Annotated in this window: 25 protein-coding genes; 21 read left to right on the top strand and 4 right to left on the bottom strand. The window is 37.4% G+C overall.

Annotated elements, in window-relative coordinates:
• The first annotated feature begins 49 nt into the window (after window positions 1-49).
• The 12 genes from infA (at window position 50) to rpsI (ending at window position 6,971) form a co-directional block, all read left to right on the top strand.
• Window positions 50-271, top strand: a complete 222-nt coding sequence (gene infA, locus D0Z64_RS01430) for a translation initiation factor IF-1 (RefSeq protein ID WP_006351911.1) — start codon at window positions 50-52, stop codon at window positions 269-271.
• 14 nt (window positions 272-285) lie between these two features.
• Window positions 286-402: a 50S ribosomal protein L36 gene (rpmJ, locus tag D0Z64_RS01435; RefSeq protein ID WP_002878160.1), complete on the top strand. Its 117-nt coding sequence runs from the start codon at window positions 286-288 to the stop codon at window positions 400-402.
• Between the two features lie 19 nt (window positions 403-421).
• Window positions 422-772, top strand: coding sequence for a 30S ribosomal protein S13 (gene rpsM / locus D0Z64_RS01440; protein WP_006351910.1), 351 nt, complete (start codon window positions 422-424; stop codon window positions 770-772).
• 23 nt (window positions 773-795) lie between these two features.
• Window positions 796-1,179, top strand: a complete 384-nt coding sequence (rpsK, locus tag D0Z64_RS01445) for a 30S ribosomal protein S11 (protein WP_080881145.1) — start codon at window positions 796-798, stop codon at window positions 1,177-1,179.
• A gap of 48 nt (window positions 1,180-1,227) precedes the next feature.
• Window positions 1,228-2,166: a DNA-directed RNA polymerase subunit alpha gene (locus tag D0Z64_RS01450; protein WP_127345541.1), complete on the top strand. Its 939-nt coding sequence runs from the start codon at window positions 1,228-1,230 to the stop codon at window positions 2,164-2,166.
• 30 nt (window positions 2,167-2,196) lie between these two features.
• Complete coding sequence (gene rplQ / locus D0Z64_RS01455) at window positions 2,197-2,580, top strand: 50S ribosomal protein L17 (protein ID WP_006351907.1); 384 nt, start codon at window positions 2,197-2,199, stop codon at window positions 2,578-2,580.
• 176 nt (window positions 2,581-2,756) lie between these two features.
• A complete protein-coding gene (locus D0Z64_RS01460; RefSeq protein ID WP_080881147.1) occupies window positions 2,757-3,605 on the top strand; it encodes an energy-coupling factor transporter ATPase in 849 nt (282 codons plus the stop codon).
• Entirely contained in the window at window positions 3,581-4,426 is an 846-nt protein-coding gene (locus D0Z64_RS01465) for an energy-coupling factor transporter ATPase (protein ID WP_080881148.1), read from the top strand. The genes D0Z64_RS01460 and D0Z64_RS01465 overlap by 25 nt, the downstream gene beginning before the upstream one ends.
• A 4-nt stretch (window positions 4,427-4,430) precedes the next feature.
• On the top strand, window positions 4,431-5,228 hold the full coding sequence (locus tag D0Z64_RS01470) for an energy-coupling factor transporter transmembrane component T family protein (protein WP_080881149.1): 798 nt from the start codon (window positions 4,431-4,433) through the stop codon (window positions 5,226-5,228).
• Window positions 5,228-6,016 carry a tRNA pseudouridine(38-40) synthase TruA gene (gene truA / locus D0Z64_RS01475; RefSeq protein ID WP_080881150.1) on the top strand — a complete coding sequence of 263 codons (789 nt, stop codon included), beginning with the start codon at window positions 5,228-5,230 and terminating at the stop codon, window positions 6,014-6,016. Before D0Z64_RS01470 ends, truA begins: the two co-directional genes overlap by 1 nt.
• A 104-nt stretch (window positions 6,017-6,120) precedes the next feature.
• Window positions 6,121-6,564, top strand: coding sequence for a 50S ribosomal protein L13 (gene rplM / locus D0Z64_RS01480; RefSeq protein WP_080881151.1), 444 nt, complete (start codon window positions 6,121-6,123; stop codon window positions 6,562-6,564).
• A gap of 11 nt (window positions 6,565-6,575) precedes the next feature.
• Window positions 6,576-6,971: a 30S ribosomal protein S9 gene (rpsI, locus tag D0Z64_RS01485; protein WP_006351901.1), complete on the top strand. Its 396-nt coding sequence runs from the start codon at window positions 6,576-6,578 to the stop codon at window positions 6,969-6,971.
• A gap of 73 nt (window positions 6,972-7,044) precedes the next feature.
• On the opposite strand, the gene D0Z64_RS01490 is transcribed toward rpsI, so the two are convergent.
• Window positions 7,045-7,629 carry a DJ-1 family glyoxalase III gene (locus tag D0Z64_RS01490; RefSeq protein WP_080881152.1) on the bottom strand — a complete coding sequence of 195 codons (585 nt, stop codon included), beginning with the start codon at window positions 7,627-7,629 and terminating at the stop codon, window positions 7,045-7,047.
• A gap of 47 nt (window positions 7,630-7,676) precedes the next feature.
• Window positions 7,677-8,327 (bottom strand): HAD family hydrolase, encoded by a 651-nt coding sequence (locus tag D0Z64_RS01495; protein ID WP_080881153.1) that lies wholly within the window; start codon window positions 8,325-8,327, stop codon window positions 7,677-7,679.
• A gap of 201 nt (window positions 8,328-8,528) precedes the next feature.
• Between D0Z64_RS01495 and D0Z64_RS08455 the strand changes: the two genes are divergently transcribed.
• The 7 genes from D0Z64_RS08455 (at window position 8,529) to D0Z64_RS01525 (ending at window position 12,776) form a co-directional block, all read left to right on the top strand.
• On the top strand, window positions 8,529-8,780 hold the full coding sequence (locus D0Z64_RS08455; RefSeq protein WP_236943522.1) for a TSUP family transporter: 252 nt from the start codon (window positions 8,529-8,531) through the stop codon (window positions 8,778-8,780).
• A gap of 58 nt (window positions 8,781-8,838) precedes the next feature.
• Window positions 8,839-9,048, top strand: coding sequence for a sulfite exporter TauE/SafE family protein (locus D0Z64_RS08460; protein ID WP_006351897.1), 210 nt, complete (start codon window positions 8,839-8,841; stop codon window positions 9,046-9,048).
• Window positions 9,049-9,209: 161 nt separating this feature from the next.
• Window positions 9,210-9,890, top strand: coding sequence for a histidine phosphatase family protein (locus tag D0Z64_RS01505; RefSeq protein ID WP_080881154.1), 681 nt, complete (start codon window positions 9,210-9,212; stop codon window positions 9,888-9,890).
• A gap of 62 nt (window positions 9,891-9,952) precedes the next feature.
• Window positions 9,953-10,849 (top strand): cation diffusion facilitator family transporter, encoded by an 897-nt coding sequence (locus D0Z64_RS01510; RefSeq protein WP_040457133.1) that lies wholly within the window; start codon window positions 9,953-9,955, stop codon window positions 10,847-10,849.
• Between the two features lie 8 nt (window positions 10,850-10,857).
• On the top strand, window positions 10,858-11,049 hold the full coding sequence (locus D0Z64_RS01515) for a hypothetical protein (RefSeq protein ID WP_006351894.1): 192 nt from the start codon (window positions 10,858-10,860) through the stop codon (window positions 11,047-11,049).
• A 9-nt stretch (window positions 11,050-11,058) separates the two neighbouring features.
• Window positions 11,059-11,736 carry a 2,3-bisphosphoglycerate-dependent phosphoglycerate mutase gene (locus D0Z64_RS01520; protein WP_127345543.1) on the top strand — a complete coding sequence of 226 codons (678 nt, stop codon included), beginning with the start codon at window positions 11,059-11,061 and terminating at the stop codon, window positions 11,734-11,736.
• Between the two features lie 104 nt (window positions 11,737-11,840).
• A complete protein-coding gene (locus tag D0Z64_RS01525) occupies window positions 11,841-12,776 on the top strand; it encodes an AAA family ATPase (RefSeq protein WP_080881156.1) in 936 nt (311 codons plus the stop codon).
• Between the two features lie 51 nt (window positions 12,777-12,827).
• Here the strand turns inward: D0Z64_RS01525 and pepC are convergent, their stop codons facing one another.
• Window positions 12,828-14,177 carry an aminopeptidase C gene (pepC, locus tag D0Z64_RS01530; protein WP_006351891.1) on the bottom strand — a complete coding sequence of 450 codons (1,350 nt, stop codon included), beginning with the start codon at window positions 14,175-14,177 and terminating at the stop codon, window positions 12,828-12,830.
• A gap of 80 nt (window positions 14,178-14,257) precedes the next feature.
• Complete coding sequence (locus D0Z64_RS08465) at window positions 14,258-14,446, bottom strand: hypothetical protein (protein ID WP_228116998.1); 189 nt, start codon at window positions 14,444-14,446, stop codon at window positions 14,258-14,260.
• Between the two features lie 248 nt (window positions 14,447-14,694).
• Here D0Z64_RS08465 and D0Z64_RS01540 point away from each other — a divergent pair, with 248 nt between their 5' ends.
• Both D0Z64_RS01540 and radA read left to right on the top strand, forming a co-directional pair.
• Window positions 14,695-15,246 carry a dCTP deaminase/dUTPase family protein gene (locus D0Z64_RS01540; RefSeq protein ID WP_006351889.1) on the top strand — a complete coding sequence of 184 codons (552 nt, stop codon included), beginning with the start codon at window positions 14,695-14,697 and terminating at the stop codon, window positions 15,244-15,246.
• A complete protein-coding gene (radA, locus tag D0Z64_RS01545; protein ID WP_080881157.1) occupies window positions 15,246-16,622 on the top strand; it encodes a DNA repair protein RadA in 1,377 nt (458 codons plus the stop codon). Before D0Z64_RS01540 ends, radA begins: the two co-directional genes overlap by 1 nt.
• Window positions 16,623-16,629 lie beyond the last annotated feature (7 nt).

The following is a 16,629-nucleotide window of genomic DNA, read 5'->3' on the forward strand; positions in this document are numbered from 1 at the left end:
TCCGTGTTATAATTTCAAAGTATGACTGTTTAATTGCGGAGGAACAACTTTGGCAAAAGATGGTGTCATTGAAGTAGAAGGTAAGGTAGTTGATACCTTACCTAATGCTATGTTTAAAGTTGAATTGGAAAATGGAGCAACTATTTTAGCACACGTTTCAGGCAAGATTAGAATGCACTATATTCGCATTTTGCCTGGAGACCGTGTGACTGTTGAGCTTTCTCCATATGATTTAACAAAAGGTAGAATTACGTATCGGTTTATTAAGTAATAACGGAGGTAAACATGAAGGTTAGACCATCTGTTAAACCAATGTGTGAACATTGTAAAGTTATTAAGAGACATGGCCGTGTTATGGTTATTTGCCCTGCAAATCCAAAACACAAGCAACGTCAAGGTTAAAAAATAGGAGGTGCAATTTATGGCACGTATTGCTGGTGTTGACTTACCAAGAGATAAACGAGTTGTAGTCGCATTGACTTATATTTATGGTATTGGTGAACCAACTGCTAAGAAGATTTGTAAAGATGCTGGTGTTTCAGAAGATATTCGTTCAAAGGATTTAACTCCAGAAGATCAAGAAAAGCTTCGTTCAGAAGTCGACAAATACCGTGTTGAAGGTGACTTACGTCGTGAAGTAAGTATGAACATCAAACGTTTAGTTGATATCGGTTGTTACCGTGGTATTCGTCACCGTCGTGGACTTCCAGTTCGTGGTCAAAATACTAAGAACAATGCTCGTACCCGTAAGGGTGCTAAGAGAAACCGTTAATATATTTATAAGGAGGTTTATTGATGCCTAAAACAGCACGTAAGCGTCGTGTGAAGAAGCATGTCGAAAGCGGCGTTGCTCACATTCAGTCTACGTTTAATAATACTTTAGTCATGATTACTGACGTTCAAGGTAATGCAATTGCTTGGTCTTCAGCCGGTGCATTGGGCTTTAAGGGTAGTCGTAAGTCAACCCCATTTGCAGCTCAAATGGCAGCCGAAGCAGCAGCTAAGAGTGCAATGGAACAAGGCATGAAACGTGTAGAAGTTTCTGTTAAAGGCCCTGGTGCTGGTCGTGAATCTGCAATTAGATCACTTCAAGCAACTGGTCTTGAAATTACTGCAATTCGTGACGTTACGCCAGTTCCCCACAATGGTTCTAGACCACCAAAACGTCGTCGTGTTTAATTTTGTCCTTAATGCTCAAGGACGTTACGTTTTGAAAGGGGCCTAGTAATGATTGAATTTGAAAAACCAAATATTACCGTTGTTGAACAAGAAGATTCTTACGGTAAGTTTGTTGTTGAACCACTAGAACGAGGCTTTGGTACAACATTAGGTAATTCTCTTCGCAGAGTATTACTCACTTCTATTCCTGGTACAGGACTTGTTTATGTTCAAATTGACGGCGTTTTACACGAGTTCTCAACAGTTCCCGGCGTTAGAGAAGATGTAACTAAGATTATTTTGAATTTGAAGAAACTTGAATTAAAGTCAAATTCAGATGAACAAAAGGTTATTGAATTGGATGTTGAAGGTCCAGCCACTGTAACTGCTGATGATCTTAAAGTTGATTCAGACGTAGAAGTTTTGAATCCAGATCAATACATTTGTACCATTGCTGAAGGTGGGCACTTGCACATGCAAATTGCGGTTAAGAATGGTCGCGGTTATGTAGCTGCAAGTGACAATAAGAGTGAAGACATGCCAATTGGTGTTATTCCAGTTGATTCTCTTTTCTCACCAATTAAGAAGGTAAATTACCAAGTTGAATCAACTCGCGTTGGTAAGAGAGACGATTTTGACAAGCTCACTTTTGAGATTTGGACAGACGGTTCAATCAACCCTAATGACGCCCTTAGCTTCGCTGCAAAGATTCTTGTAGAACACTTTAAGGTATTCGAATCTGCAGATGCAGATAACAAGTTCAGCGAAGTAATGGTGGAAAAGGAAGACAACAAGAAAGAGAAGAAGCTTGAAATGACTATTGAAGAGCTTGATCTTTCTGTTCGTTCTTACAACTGCTTAAAGCGTGCAGGTATTAATACTTTGCAAGAGTTAACAGATAAAAGTGAAGCAGATATGATGCGTGTACGTAATTTAGGACGTAAATCATTGGAAGAAGTTAAGAACAAATTAGCTGACTTAGGACTCTCACTTCGTCAAGAAGATTAACTTAAGTAAGCAAATAAAGGAGGCAAACTAATGGCATACCGTAAATTAGGTCGCGACAGTGCACATAGAAAAGCAATGCTTAGAGAAATGACTACTCAATTGTTCATTAACGAACGCATTGTTACTACTGAATCTCGTGCTAAGGAAATCCGTAAGACTGCTGAAAAAATGATTACTTTGGGTAAGCGCGGTGATTTAGCATCAAGAAGAAAAGCTGCTACTTTTGTAAGAGATGAGGTTGCTGATATTCACGAAGAAAAAGATGCAGTTGTTGTTAAATCAGCATTGCAAAAGCTCTTCTCTGATATTGCACCTCGTTACAAAGACCGTAATGGTGGTTACACCAGAATTATGAAGTTAGCTTTAGCTCGTAAGGGTGACGCTGCTCCAATGGTTATTCTTGAATTGGTTTAATATTTAATTCAAAATAATCTAACTTAATAGCTATTAAGAATTATCCATGAAAGTGAGAATAAGCGCAAAGATGATGGCGAAAGCTTAGTCTAGCTTAGATGATTAAATCATCCCTCTTCATGGATGATTTTTTTTGCTCTTTTTGGTAGGATGATAAGTAGTTTGGTGGTGAATATATGTCCGAAAATATAATTTCTTTAAATCATGTCTCATTTACTTATAGTGAATCTAAGGTACCTGCTGTACAGGATGTTAGTTTTAATGTTAAGAAAGGTGAATGGTTTACCATATTAGGTAATAATGGAAGTGGCAAATCAACAATTACTAGACTAATAAATGGACTTTTATGGTCTGACGAAAATGATGCGGATTCAATTATTGTTGATGGCGATCCTCTTAATGAACAAAATTTGTGGAAAATAAGAGATAAAGTGGGGATCGTTTTTCAGAATCCTGATAATCAATTTGTTGGTGCCACTGTCGCCGATGATGTTGCCTTTGGACTAGAAAATCGTGGAGTACCGCGTGAACAAATGTTAAGTATTGTCGATAAAGCCATTCAAGAGGTAGGCATGTCAGACTATAAAACTGCTGAGCCAAGCAACTTATCAGGAGGTCAGAAGCAAAGAGTCGCAATTGCTGGTATACTTGCCGTTAAGCCTAAAATTTTAATTTTAGATGAAGCGACTTCGATGCTTGATCCTAGAGGACATGACGAAATCATTTCGTTAGTTAAAAAGATGAAGGACAAAAATGATTTAACTGTCATTTCTATTACACATGATATTAATGAAATTATGTTGGCTGATCATGTTTTAATTTTGAATGACGGAAAGGCGATTGCACAGGGTACGCCAAAGGATGTTTTCAAAAACGAAAAGCTAATAGATAGTATAGGTTTAGAGGAACCATTTATTTTTAAACTTATCAAAAAGCTAATAAAGGCCGGGATAGAAATTCCAGAGAACGTCGATTCGCAAGAGAAGTTGGTCGAGATACTATGTCAATTAAATTCGAAAATGTAAGTTACATATATTCACCTAATACACCATTAGAGAAAAAAGGCTTAGACCAGGTAAGCTTTACTTTAAAAGAAAAGAGTTTTGTCGCAATTGTTGGTCATACTGGTAGTGGAAAATCTACTTTGATGCAGCATTTTAATGCTTTATTGAAACCTAGTGCCGGAAAGATTAAAATTGCTGGTAAAGAAATCACACCTGAAACTGGAAATAAAAATTTAAAAGATTTACGTCGTCATGTTAGTTTAGTATTTCAATTCCCCGAAGCTCAATTATTTGAAACAACGGTTTTAAATGATATTGCTTTTGGACCGAAAAATTTTGGCTATAGCGAAGATGATGCTAAGGCTTTAGCATTAAAATGGTTAAAGAAAGTCGGCTTATCTGAAGACATAGCGGATCGTTCTCCTTTCGATTTATCTGGTGGACAAATGAGGAGAGTGGCAATTGCTGGGGTCATGGCGTATCAACCTGACGTTCTTTGCTTGGATGAACCAGATGCAGGATTGGATCCTCGTGCTCGAAAGCAAATGATGGATTTGTTTTTAGATTATAAAAATTCTGGTCATACTGTGATTTTGGTCACTCATAACATGGATGATGTTGTTAATTATGCCGATGACGTTTTGGTAATGGAAAAAGGCAAGCTAATTAAGCATGATATTCCAGCTAATATCTTTGCTGATGAAAAATGGGCCCATCGGCATTCGCTTGATGAGCCAAGTGCAACAGCTTTTGCTAAACAATTAAGTAATTATCAATTTGAAAAACAGCCTTTAACTATGGATGATTTAGTCAAAGGAATCTTAATAAATTTGAAGAGGTGAGTCTTTGAGTAAAATAATTATTGGACGATATATTCCTGGAGATTCCATTATTTATAAAATGGATCCACGAGGAAAATTGCTCGTGGCTATTCTCTTCATTTTTATTATTTTTCTCGCTAATAATTGGCTTACATATGGTATTATTGCTTTATTTGCAATATTAGCTGTAGCAGCAACAAAACTTAAGGCTAAAATATTTTGGGACGGAGTTAAGCCATTAATCTGGTTAATCTTCTTTACATCGGTTTTGCAATTATTCTTTACTACTGGTGGAACGATCTATTGGAAATGGTGGATATTCACTCTGTCAAGTTTTGGAATTGCTAATGCTATTTTTATCTGTATTCGATTTACTTTAATCATTTTAATTTCCACAGTGATGACAGTGACTACAATGCCATTGGAAATAGCTGATGCAATGGAATGGATTTTAAAACCGTTAAAATTAATAAGAGTTCCGGTAGATAAAATTGCTTTGGTAATGTCGATTGCTTTACGTTTTGTTCCAACCCTTTTTGACCAAACTTTGAAAATTATGAATGCTCAGAGGTCACGTGGAGCAGACTTTAATGATGGTGGTTTGATTAAAAGATCAAAAGCAATTGCACCATTGTTGGTTCCATTATTTATTAGTTCATTAGAGACCGCGGTAGATCTTTCTACAGCAATGGAGGCCAGAGGCTATCGTGGTAGTAAGGGCAGAAGTCACTATCGCGTTTTAAGATGGAGTAAGGTTGATTTAGTAAACCTTTTTTATTTGGTAAGCTTAACTGCTTTATTAATCATATTTAGGACACATTAATGAGTACAAGATATAAAATGCTGATGGCGTATGATGGTCATCTTTTTCATGGCTTTCAGGTTCAGCCAAATCAAAGAACTGTTCAAGGTACAGTTGAAGAAGCTTTAAAGAAAATGACTAAAGGCAAACGAGTAATAGTTGAAGGATCCGGTAGAACTGATGCGGGTGTTCATGCGATGGGTCAGGTCATTCAATTTGATTACCCGGGAAATAGAATTCCAGCAGAAAAGATGATTTTGGCATTGAACTCAATGATGCCAATGGATATTATTTTTAAAGAATGTGAAATCGCCAGTCCTGATTTTCATGTTAGATATAGTATTAAAGGCAAATGGTATCGCTATCGGATGAGTTTAGATCATTTCGTGAATCCATTTAAAAGATTTTATACAGGTCATTATCCTTATCCAATCGATGTCTCAAAGATGAAAGAAGCTGCTAAGGATCTACTAGGTAAGCATGATTTTACAAGCTTTGCAGCGAGTGGAGGTCAAATAAAAAATAAAGTTCGTACCATGTACTATGTCAATGTTGAAAAAAATGAAGCGCAAAATGAACTTGTTTTCGATTTTATATGCTCTGGCTTTTTATATAATATGGTTCGAATTTTAGTAGCAACTTTATTGGAAATTGGAAGCGGAAAACGTCCGGTACATGATTTTCCTAGAATAATTAAGGCAAAAGATCGTTTGCAAGTGACTCAAACCGCACCGGCAAGTGGGCTATATTTATACCATGTCTTTTATGACAAATTGCCAGATAAATACCGGCAAGATCTACTTTTATAATTGACATTTTTATAAAAAGGACGTACTCTAATATAGTATGTTTGTCCACTATAGGCCCCGGAAACTTATTGTTTTCAAACTGCAAGTAAACGGAGGAATTTAAATTGCGTACTACACCATTAGCAAAATCTAGTGAAATTGAACGTAAGTGGTATATTATCGATGCAACTGACGTATCTTTAGGTCGTCTTTCAACTGCTGTTGCCACTATTTTGAGAGGTAAGAACAAGCCTCAATACACACCTAATGTTGATACCGGTGATAATGTAATTATTATCAATGCTTCAAAGATTAGATTGACTGGTAAAAAGGCTACTGACAAGATTTACTACCACCACTCAGAATGGCGTGGCGGCTTAAGAGCTACTTCATACGGCGAGTTGCTTGCCAACAATCCTGTTAAGATGGTTGAAATCTCAGTTAAGGGCATGCTTCCAAAGAATACTCTTGGTCACCAAGAATTCATGAAGATGCACGTTTATGCTGGTGAAGATCACAAGCATGAAGCACAAAAGCCTGAAAAGTTAGATATTAACAAATTAATCTAGGAGGTTAAATAATGGCACAACAAGCTGCATACATCGGTACTGGTCGCCGCAAAGATTCAGTTGCGCGTGTTCGTTTAGTACCAGGTAATGGTAAGATCACTGTTAACGGCAAAGAAGTTAATGAATACATCCCATTCCCTAACTTAGTTAAGGACTTGAAACAACCATTGACTTTGACTGAAACTGACGGTCAATATGACATTCACGTTAACGTTAACGGTGGTGGTTTCTCAGGTCAAGCTGGAGCTATCCGTTTGGGTATCGCTCGTGCACTTCTTGATGTTGACCCAGATTTTCGTTCACCATTAAAGAAGGCCGGTTTCTTAACACGTGACCCAAGAATGAAGGAAAGAAAGAAGCCAGGTTTGAAGAAAGCCCGTAAAGCTTCACAATTCTCAAAGCGTTAATTTTCAAATTACGTTTATATACAAAAAGCATCTCCAAAATGGAGATGCTTTTTTTTGTACCAAGATAGAATAATTATAAGCTGTCTTGAATATTATCGGCTAAATAATCATAAAGCATGGCATGCTTTAAATCTTTAGTTTCAACGCCAAGTGCTTCAGCAATTGCATAAGCAAAAGCCCAAGCAGTAGCAGGCCCACGGCTAGTTAAAATTTTGTGTTCTTTATCAGTAACCGTAATGTCTTCTTTGAAGTGACCAGTTGGCGCATCTTTTTTGGTTTGTTCTTCAATACCTGGATAGCAAGTATAGTCAGCGTCAGCTAATACGCCATAGCGTGATAAAGCGCGGGGAGCGGCGCACATTGCAGCATCCCACTTGCCCTGTTCATGACGTTTAACCATGAGATCACGTAACTTTTTATTATCACGCAAATTAGCGGAGCCAGTCATTCCACCTGGAAAAGCTACTAAATCGTAATCAAGCAAGCTATCATCAACAACTTTGTCACAGCTTAATTTAATTTTATGGTCACCCATAACGTTTTTGCTGGTTAAACCTACCATATCCGTTTCAACATTTAACCGACGAAGAACATCGACTACGCTTAAGCCTTCTACTTCTTCGCAACCGTCTGCAAATACAACAGCAACTTTAGTCATAAAAAGTTCCTTTCTAAATAACTTAAATTTATCATCATCCCTAATTATTATATATTTAAATAAAATAGTAAATCTAATAGTCTTGATAAATGTAATGTCGGATGAGGCGTAATTGAAATTTTTTCTCTCTTTGGCGTTAACCATAGTGATTTTAGATGAGCGTTTTCTGCTGCTTGGATTTCTTCAGTTAAGTTTGAACCAACTACTAAGCAGGTGTCAGGATCAAGCTGCAGATCATTAACTACTTGAATCAAATTATTTTTTTCAGGAAACTTTGTAGTAAAATCATCAGCAAAATATAATGCTTCAAAGTAGTCAGCAATTCGTGCTTCTTTTAAGCGTGGCAATAATTCTGCTTTTCTTTCCTTTCCTAAGGCTACTAGATTCAGTTTGCCCTTGACCTGTTCCAAAAAATCTCGACTGTTTTTGATCAGTTGGTGCTGCTTTCTTAAGAAGCCATAAAAAGTTTCTTGGGCATTTACGTGGTCTGGCAAAAAATTTTGCAGAAGCAGTTGAATTTGTTGGCCCTCGCTTAATAATTTAAAGCCATTACTGAGCTGAGTATATTTTAATCGTTCACTAGGCCCAAAATTTCTTTGCTGTTTTTTTAATGTTTGCCTTAAAGCAGTTTTTAGGGCAAGCTTTTCATTTAGCAGAGTCCCTTCAGGAACAAAAATTAATGATTCAAAAGTATTCACAATCTTCCTCCTTTGATTACATTGTATAATTTTAATAGCATTTTGTATTTTGATAAAAAATTTGAGGTAAAAAACGGGGATTATCGGAACCTTTATCTTTTTAATTATTGTTGGCATTCTGGCAGGAATGGTTTCTGCAATTGCGATTATGCATCGCTTGTTTCATATCCAGCTTTGCTAATTGCAGGTGCACTACCGGTAATGGCAAATATTACAAATACCGCTGCATTTATTTTTACTGGCGCAGGTTCGGCCTTGTCTTCATTGCAAGAAATGAAAGGGCATTGGTTTGAATCGGCCAAATATGCACTGTTTATTTTAAATGGAGCTTTGATCGGGAGCTTGCTTTTATTAAGGTTTCCTGGCACTGTTTTTGAAAAACGGGTACTGTTCTTTGTCATTTTTTCAGCTGCAATGCTGTTATTAATGGCAACAAAAAGTTTTTTAATTTAAAAGTCAAACGTTCTACAGGTAAAACGATTGCTGCCTGTATTGGCATGTTTTTGCTGGAATGTATACTGGCTGTTTTGGTGCTGCAGCCGGAGTTTTAAACTTAATATTTTTAACTTACGTTAGTGATGCGAGTTTTGTTGCCGTTAATGCAATGAAAAATATTTTGGGCTCTTTAGGCAACCTGGTGGCACTAATTGTCTTTATTTTTGGTGCAAAAGTTGACTGGGGGGAAAGCGATACCGCTTGCAATTGGTTTGTTTATTGGTAACTTTATTGGCCAGAAATGCATTAAATATTTGTCACCTAAAGCAGTGCGCTGGATTACCGCAGGCTTTTCCGTTATTTTAGCAAGTTACCTGTCTATACAGCATACCTATAGATCTGGTAAAATATATACGTAGCTGTAAATCTAAAGGGGGGAGAATTTTATTGACTACAGAAGTTTATTTAGTTCGGCATGGAGAAACAATGTTTAATCAGCTGAATAAAGTTCAAGGTTGGTGCGATTCTCCATTAACGGTCAAGGGAATTGATGATTTAAAACGCACAGCTAGAGCGTTAGCACAAGTACACTTTGATAATATGTATTCATCCGATTTAAAAAGGGCAATTGATACTGTTCATTTGATGAAGAATGCAAATACTGTTTCTCAAATAGGAAAAATTAGAAAATTGCCAGAGTTTAGAGAGGTTTTCTTCGGTAGTTTTGAAGGCGACGATATCAATAAAACCTGGGCACAAATCGCTAAGACAGCGGGAATAGGCTACGGAACCAATGTGCAAAAAATTATTAATCAGCTTGGTCTAGAAAAGTTCAGAGAAGCAACCAAAGAAGCTGATCCACGTCATTTAGCAGAAAATAAACAAGAACTGGATGAACGAATGAAAAGGGGAATCCAGAATCTTCATGAATTAACAAAGGATGAAGAGCGTGTTTTGCTTGTTTCCCATGGTGATTTTATTAAAACCTTAACAATCAAATATTGGAAGAAAAGCGATGGCTACCATGATATTCCATTTCCAGATAACGGCAGCGTTACTCGCGGATTGCTTCATGATGATGGCCGCTTTGAAATTATCGACTATAATCGAAATGCTGAAAGTTTATAAAAAGTCCTACTGCAGAAGTGGGGCTTTTTTTGGTAAACTGGATAGGCGAAAGGAAAATATTTATGGATAAACAAGATCGGACTACAAAACGCTATGTTTTTGTTACTTTGTTGAATGTAATCATTACGATTGCGGAATTCTTCGGTGGAATTATTTCTGGCTCATTATCTTTGCTTTCGGATGCAGTGCATAATTTAAGCGATGTTGGTGCGATCGTTTTGTCTTTTGTTGCTCATTTGATTAGTAAAAGAAACCGCAATAAAAATAAGACTTTTGGTTATCAACGGGCCGAAACTTTAGTCGCTTTTACTAATGGCGTCATTTTGATTGTTATCAGTCTTGTCCTTTTTATTGAAGCAATCGAACGTTTTTGGAACCCTGAACATATTAAAGGTGGCGTAATGCTAGTCGTTGCCTTAATTGGGTTAATTGCTAATTTTATTTCTATGTTTGCTATGCATCGGGATGCTAAAGGAAACTTAAATGTACGTTCAACTTTTGTGCATATGATGAGTGATGCCTTGTCCAGTTTAGCGGTTGTGATTGGGGCCAGTTTTATTTACTTTTGGAAGATTGATTGGCTAGACCCTATTTTAACTATGCTGGTCTCATTGTTTGTTTTGCATGAAGCTTACGAAATTACGATGAAAGCGACAAACGTTCTGATGGAATCAAATCCAGACATCGACCTGAAGAAAATTAATCAGATTGTTCTGAGCTATCCAGAAGTTAAAAATATTCACCATGTCCATATTTGGCGTTATAGTGACGATTACATAATGCTGGATGCCCATTTGAATGTGGATAAGAACTTGACTTGTGGTGAATTTGAAGATCTTTGTCAAAGAATTGGACGAGAATTAAAAGATCAGTTAGGGGTCAACCATATTAACTTGCAAGAAGAATGCGAGCGTGGTCGAAATGATAAAATGATTGTTGAACGGGGCAAGGAAAATTAGGTGCGAAAATGAAAAATGGAGTTAATATTTTTACAGCAATTATCGTAATTATTGTCGGTTTGTATGATTTGTCCTATGCTTATAACCGACGACATCAACCAACAAATAAAGCCGGCTTAAGAGCTTTTACGATTTTAGGTGTGATCTTTACTGTCGGCGGCATAGTCATGCTGATTATGAAGCTGTGTAATTTTATTTAAGGGGATAAAATGGTCAAATTAGTTTTAGTTAGACATGGAGAAAGTGTAGCTAATGCCGCTAATGTGTATACTGGCTGGAATGATGTACCATTAACCAAAAAAGGAGAGCAGCAGGCACGCAAAGCAGGACGCTTAATTAACCAAATCTCTGATTTTCATCCCACGCATATCCATACTTCGGTTTTGTCGCGGGCAATTGTCACAGCCAATATTGTAGCCGATGTGTGCAACTTTTTGTATTTGCCGATCACTAAGACATGGCGCCTAAATGAACGCCACTATGGCGCTTTAAGGGGCCTTAACAAGGACATCTCGCGCAAGGTCTTTGGCGTAGAGCAAGTCCTAATGTGGCGGCGGAGTTTTGATTCCGTTCCGCCTAAGCAAGGATCGCCGATTGTTGATCGTCGTTATCGTTTATGCGATCAACATTTAATGCCACGTGCAGAAAGTTTGCATCAGACTCAGTTGCGTTTAATGCCATATTATTATGACGAAGTTGCTTCAAGGATGATGCGTGGGGAGGATCAATTAATTGTTGCTCATGGTTCAAGTTTGCGTGCATTAATCAAAAAACTTGAAGGTATTAATGACCATGACATTGTAAAATTGGAAGTTCCTAACGCGGAGCCAATTATTTACACAATGAATGACGATATGAGAATTATAGATAAACAAATTTTAAATTAGTGTGCGCTTGCACACTTTTTTAATGCTCTGATTCATGGAATGGGTCACAATTATGGTAAAATTTATTACGAATTAATTATTATTTATAGTTTGGAGTATTTGGCATGCGTAAAATATTTTTATTGAGAGGCGCACCTGGCTCTGGTAAATCTTCTTTTATTGCCCGTCATCACTTACAACCATATGCGATCAGTCGTGATCAAATTCGGTTATTATTGGCGGATTTAACTGTATATTATCAAGAGGAAGCCGATTATTTACACCAGGTGATCCCGCGTCATGTAACTGTGCAGATGCAAAAAATGGTCGACAATTTGGTCGAACATAAGATGTCTTATGGCGAAACAGTAATTGTAGATGGGACCCATATTGTTCCTAGTGAAATCGAGCATTTCAAGCCATGGGTTGATAAGTATCATTACGAATTATTCGTTATTGACCTGATGCAGCATAATACTTTGGAGAGCTTATTAAAACGCAATCAAATCAGAATGCATTATGATTGGGTAAAGCCCGAAGTAATTAAACAAATGTATCGTTCGTATGAAGCCCATCCCGAGGTTCCAGAATGGGCACATGGAATTGTTCCAAGTCAAATGGAAAAGGCTCTTTCGCAACGTGAAAGCAATCTTGATCGTTATTTTCATGTGATTGCAGTTCCTGATCAAGTTGCGGAAGAAGATTTTCCACATGTGCATATCTCGAATTTTTATTTTTCTTTCAACAACAAATTCACAGAAAAATATGGTACTTATCGAAATGTGGTTACGATTGCGAAAACTCGTGATGAAGCTGTGAAAGAATTTAAATTGCCTTATTTTGTTTTTAAATTTCATCACAAGCACTTTTTGATTTCAGCGTATCCGATTAGAAACGAAATGTTGGATTCAATTCATAAGGTTCACGGTGTTTGGTCCTATAATACGGGGCTATATAATGTTGCTGATTATTTAAAAGAATTCCCAGAAAATCGTGAACAACATGTTCATCAATTCAATTTGAGCAAGCTTGATCCGACAAGATTGCTGCATATTTGGTAAAAAAAGAAGTTACTCACAAGAGCAACTTCTTTTTTGTTGAAAAATATTTTATTAGTACTTAAAGGCTAAAGCACCCATTGGGTCCCATGGCAATAATTGAATGGGATTCTTCTTGCCTTCGTCGTAGGCTTTCTTTAAGTCATCTGGCAAGAACTTCTTGTTGATAACTGCTTGATAAACAAATGAATCAAACCACTTATCACTCATAACAAAGTAACCTTTGAATCCAGGCTTGTCACCCCATGAGTTTTCAATCTTCCACTTAGTTGGCTTGCCATCTACGATATCAACGCCGGTGATTACCATTGCGTGGTCCATCATGCTTTCGCCAGAATCAAGCATTTCAGCCTTAGACATTGAAAAGTCAACATCAAATAATTCATCGCGTCTGTAAAGTGCAGTATCAAGAAGACCGGCCTTACGTTCAGAATCCTTAACAACATTTGAACCAAACCAAACAACTTCGCCGCTCTTTAATTGCTTGATGATCAAGTCCTTCATTTCGTCTACTTTCAAGTTTAAGTGACGAACTTGACGACCGCCTTCAATGTTTCCTAAGTATTCAACTGAGAATACTTTGTGGAAAGGTTTGTCAGCAGTTGGAGCATTGATTGTGGAAATGTGGTTTTCAAGATCCATGCCCACGTATTTATCAAAGAATTCCTTTGGAGTAATGTCCTTATCAATGTGGTAATTCTTGTCGTCGTCACGGTATTCAAAGTTGAACTTCTTTGGTGGAACGCCAAGAGAAATTGAAAGAACGCGGAAGACATCGTTTAACATTTCTTCCTTGCGCTTTTCGACTTCGTCTTTAGATTTGCCATCGTTAACCAATTTGCGCAATTCAAGACCATCTTTGCGAAGCAAAGTATTCAAAGTGTCATTTAATGCACTTGAGTTGTTTGAGTTGGCAGTTTCTGGATAAACGCTCTTAGGAACAATACCGTATTTTTCAATAATGCCACAGAGCATGTCCCATTGCCCACCGTCTTGTTGTGGGGTAGCAAATAAGAATGAAACCTTGCGATCACCTAAATCTTTATCGGCAGTTGCAATAACATTTTCAAAGAACCAATTGGATTTTTCGAACTTATCCCAGAAGTTAGTGTAGTTTTGTGACAATTCAAAGTCCTTTAACTTGAACTTCTTTTGCAATGGGTGACGCATGGTGTTCAAAGCACTGAACATCCAGCAACGGCCAGATTGCTTTTGGTCAGCAGGTTTGCCAGTATCGATTTCGATTGAGAAAGTTGGGTCTAAATCAATCTTAGTTTGCAAGTCTTGACTTGCTTTAAAAATACCGTTTTCTTGAGCGGCCCGGCTAGCAACTTTGGCAGCAGGGTGGTTAGTTAAGTCATTTTCAAATTTAGCAATGATATCACTAGAAATTTCTTTTGCCATATTTTCCTCCTTAGAGATTTAATCAACATTTAATCAATTCCTATTTTATCCTATAAAAAAAGAAGCGTCCATGAAGGCGCTTAAAAATTAAATGGTTTGTTGTACCATATGGCTTCTAATTCGGGATGCTGTTTGAAATATTTAATTGCAATTGGATCCAATGGCCAAATCTTTTTTTCACTTTCTTGGACAAAGACAACTACATCATGCATTATAAGTGAAATTTCATGTTGATCATGTTGTTCAGGATTAAGAAATAGATGATTCATAATCCAAACGGTCTCGTCCTTTCGCTCAATTAAATCGAGATCGGTCCGAGATGTGATTATATCGTTGTCGTTTTTACGTGTGAAATATTTTTTTGTTGGGATAGTCATTTTATTTTCCTTTTGACGGTAAAAAGAGATTTTTTTACGTATTTAATAGATAGAGGAATAAATTCTTTTTGCTTTCAATAAAACATTGTAAAATAGATACCTAGCAAAATAAAAGTAATAAATGATGGAGTTTTTTAAAGATGAAAATACGTGGCTTTGAAGTTGTTTCTAATTATCAAGATCAAGGAATTAATTTGCCAAGACGGCAGACTTTAGCTAGTGCCGGCTATGATCTTGAAGCAGCCGAAGATATTACAATTCCAAGTATTTGGCGGTTAAATTTTGTAAGAATCTTTCGGTTGATTAGAAACGGCCATCAAATTTTTGAACGTGACTATGAAATGGCAGAAAAATTGTTAAAGCCAATTTTAGTTCCTACAGGCTTAAAAGCTTACATGCCTGAAGATGAGGTGCTTATTTTGGCTAACCGTTCCTCCAACACCTTCAAGCGCAATCTTAGTTTGCCAAATGGAATTGGCGTAATTGATGCAGATTACTACGATAATCCAAAAAATGAAGGCGAAATTTTTGTGCAAATGATCAACTACGGCGTTCGTCCGCTTCATATTCACAAGGGAGATCGAATTGCACAAGGTATTTTTATGAAATATCTAAAAACTGATGATGATGATCCAATTGATCGTCAGAGAATCAGTGGTTTTGGATCAACTAATGAGAATGAGGGGCATTAATGGCAAGGGTAAAAACACAATATAAATGTCGTTCATGCGGCTATATTTCAGCATCTTATTTGGGTCGCTGTCCTAACTGCGGAGCATGGAATCAATTTGAAAAAGAAACGCAAGAAGTTCAAAAGCATTCAGCTAAAGCAGCGCCTAGTCAATTAATTAAAAAGACAGGGATTAATGAACCGGTCAATTTGGAAAAAGTAAAGGCTGAAAAGGAAAACCGAATTCCAACTGAATCAGAAGAATTAAACCGCGTTTTGGGCGGAGGAATTGTGCCAGGATCATTAGTCTTAATCGGCGGCGATCCAGGAATCGGCAAGTCTACTCTGATACTGCAAATTATGAGCGATTTATCCAAAAAATATAAAGTTCTCTATGTTTCAGGTGAAGAGTCGGCAAATCAAATTAAATTGCGGGCAGACCGCCTAGGCGTTGGTCAAAGTCAAATGCTGCTTTATCCAGAAACCGACATGCATGATATCAGAGAAACCATTGATGATATTAAACCAGATTTTGTGGTTATTGATTCAATTCAAACGATGAATGAACCAAGTTTAGATTCAATGACTGGTTCAGCTTCACAGGTCCGTGAGGTTACCAGTGAACTAATGAAGATCGCTAAAATGGATGTCATTACGGTTTTTGTTATTGGGCATGTTACCAAGGAAGGTGCAATCGCTGGGCCGAAAATCTTGGAACATATGGTAGATACAGTCCTTTACTTTGAAGGGGATGAACACCATTCATACCGGATTTTGCATTCTGTTAAAAACCGTTTTGGCGCTGCGAATGAAATTGGGATGTTTGAAATGGAAAACGGTGGCTTAAGAGAAGTTACCAATCCATCTTCAATTTTTCTTGATCAGCGTTTGCCGCAATCAACCGGATCGGCGGTAGTAGTTTCGCTTGAAGGAACAAGGCCGCTGCTCGCAGAAATTCAGGCTTTGGTTACTCCGACCGCTTTTGGTTATGCTAAAAGAACGACGTCGGGAATTGACTATAATCGTGCAGCTCTTCTTCTGGCTGTTCTTGAAAAACGAGGTAACTTAATGCTGCAGAATCAAGATGTTTACTTAACTGCTACCGGTGGTATTCGTCTTAGTGAGCCTGCGATTGATTTGGCTGCAATCATGGCCGTTGCTTCCAGCTATACTGACAAGGAGATTCAACCGACTGATTGCTTTGTGGGTGAAGTTGGCTTGACTGGTGAAGTAAGAAGAGTCAATAAAATTGAAGCACGAGTAAAAGAGGCCGCAAAAGTTGGGTTTAAGCGAATTTTTATTCCACGACATAATCTCAGCAAAAGCTTAATGAATAATGGAATTGAAGTTATTCCTGTTTCTAGCATCCCTCAAGCATTAAAGTTAGTTTTTAATTAGTAAGATT

The organism is Lactobacillus amylolyticus (genome assembly GCF_003999355.1).
Classification (GTDB): domain Bacteria; phylum Bacillota; class Bacilli; order Lactobacillales; family Lactobacillaceae; genus Lactobacillus; species Lactobacillus amylolyticus.

What these genes read in the sequence shown, in the direction of transcription:
- rpmJ (WP_002878160.1), top strand. Translation starts at nt 286, where the DNA reads ATGAAGGTTAGACCATCTGTTAAACCAATGTGTGAACATTGTAAAGTT.
- rpsM (WP_006351910.1), top strand. Translation starts at nt 422, where the DNA reads ATGGCACGTATTGCTGGTGTTGACTTACCAAGAGATAAACGAGTTGTA.
- rpsK (WP_080881145.1), top strand. Translation starts at nt 796, where the DNA reads ATGCCTAAAACAGCACGTAAGCGTCGTGTGAAGAAGCATGTCGAAAGC.
- D0Z64_RS01450 (WP_127345541.1), top strand. Translation starts at nt 1,228, where the DNA reads ATGATTGAATTTGAAAAACCAAATATTACCGTTGTTGAACAAGAAGAT.
- rplQ (WP_006351907.1), top strand. Translation starts at nt 2,197, where the DNA reads ATGGCATACCGTAAATTAGGTCGCGACAGTGCACATAGAAAAGCAATG.
- D0Z64_RS01460 (WP_080881147.1), top strand. Translation starts at nt 2,757, where the DNA reads ATGTCCGAAAATATAATTTCTTTAAATCATGTCTCATTTACTTATAGT.
- D0Z64_RS01465 (WP_080881148.1), top strand. Translation starts at nt 3,581, where the DNA reads ATGTCAATTAAATTCGAAAATGTAAGTTACATATATTCACCTAATACA.
- truA (WP_080881150.1), top strand. Translation starts at nt 5,228, where the DNA reads ATGAGTACAAGATATAAAATGCTGATGGCGTATGATGGTCATCTTTTT.
- rpsI (WP_006351901.1), top strand. Translation starts at nt 6,576, where the DNA reads ATGGCACAACAAGCTGCATACATCGGTACTGGTCGCCGCAAAGATTCA.
- D0Z64_RS01490 (WP_080881152.1), bottom strand. Translation starts at nt 7,629, where the DNA reads ATGACTAAAGTTGCTGTTGTATTTGCAGACGGTTGCGAAGAAGTAGAA.
- D0Z64_RS08455 (WP_236943522.1), top strand. Translation starts at nt 8,529, where the DNA reads ATGGCAAATATTACAAATACCGCTGCATTTATTTTTACTGGCGCAGGT.
- D0Z64_RS08460 (WP_006351897.1), top strand. Translation starts at nt 8,839, where the DNA reads ATGTATACTGGCTGTTTTGGTGCTGCAGCCGGAGTTTTAAACTTAATA.
- D0Z64_RS01510 (WP_040457133.1), top strand. Translation starts at nt 9,953, where the DNA reads ATGGATAAACAAGATCGGACTACAAAACGCTATGTTTTTGTTACTTTG.
- D0Z64_RS01515 (WP_006351894.1), top strand. Translation starts at nt 10,858, where the DNA reads ATGAAAAATGGAGTTAATATTTTTACAGCAATTATCGTAATTATTGTC.
- D0Z64_RS01520 (WP_127345543.1), top strand. Translation starts at nt 11,059, where the DNA reads ATGGTCAAATTAGTTTTAGTTAGACATGGAGAAAGTGTAGCTAATGCC.
- D0Z64_RS01525 (WP_080881156.1), top strand. Translation starts at nt 11,841, where the DNA reads ATGCGTAAAATATTTTTATTGAGAGGCGCACCTGGCTCTGGTAAATCT.
- pepC (WP_006351891.1), bottom strand. Translation starts at nt 14,177, where the DNA reads ATGGCAAAAGAAATTTCTAGTGATATCATTGCTAAATTTGAAAATGAC.
- D0Z64_RS08465 (WP_228116998.1), bottom strand. Translation starts at nt 14,446, where the DNA reads ATGAATCATCTATTTCTTAATCCTGAACAACATGATCAACATGAAATT.
- D0Z64_RS01540 (WP_006351889.1), top strand. Translation starts at nt 14,695, where the DNA reads ATGAAAATACGTGGCTTTGAAGTTGTTTCTAATTATCAAGATCAAGGA.
- radA (WP_080881157.1), top strand. Translation starts at nt 15,246, where the DNA reads ATGGCAAGGGTAAAAACACAATATAAATGTCGTTCATGCGGCTATATT.